General features: G+C 69.7%; 1 protein-coding gene. It reads left to right on the forward strand.

The window, feature by feature from the left end; all coding sequences use genetic code 11:
• Positions 1–40: 40 nt before the first annotated feature.
• The coding region (locus FV560_RS19985; protein ID WP_200837862.1) for a hypothetical protein at positions 41–584 on the forward strand (544 nt) is incomplete at its 3' end.

Raw genomic sequence — 584 nt, forward strand, 5'->3', positions numbered from 1 at the left:
GGAAGAACCGATGCGTCTTGCGGGTGCGGGTGCTCCGTGGGTGTCTGATCTGGGGTTTGCCCGGTTGGCGGCCACGTTGGGGCAGTCGAACGAGGCGGCACTGTCCTATGTCGGGGCTGTGGTCGAGCTTGCGTACCGCCTGCCGACCCTGTGGGGCCGGGTGCGGGCGGGGCAGGTCAGCATGAACCGGGCGCGGGCGGTGACCCGGTTGACGAAGAAGCTCCCGTTCGAGGGTGCGGGGTGGGTGGACCGGCAGGTCGCCTGGTCGATCGGGTCCTGTAGCAGGGCGCAGATCGAGCGGGCGGTGGCAGCCGCGATGGACCATTACGACCCTGAGCAGGCGCGTGCTGAAGCGCAGGCAGCACTGGAAGCACGCCGGGTAGAGATCCACCTCGGGGATGCCGGTGACCCGCACCTGCCCGGTTCGACCGCGGTCGTGAACTTCGAGGGCGGACTGGACCTGGCAGACGCCTTGGACCTGGAGGCAGCCGTGGCAGCCCGCGCCGCAGCACTGAGCGCCTTCATGCCGGATGCGAGTGAGGACGTGCGCCGCTCGATCGCTCTGGGTGACCTTGCTCGCGGGC

Origin of the sequence: Ruania rhizosphaerae, assembly GCF_009805705.1 — a bacterium.
Lineage (GTDB): Bacteria > Actinomycetota > Actinomycetes > Actinomycetales > Beutenbergiaceae > Ruania > Ruania rhizosphaerae.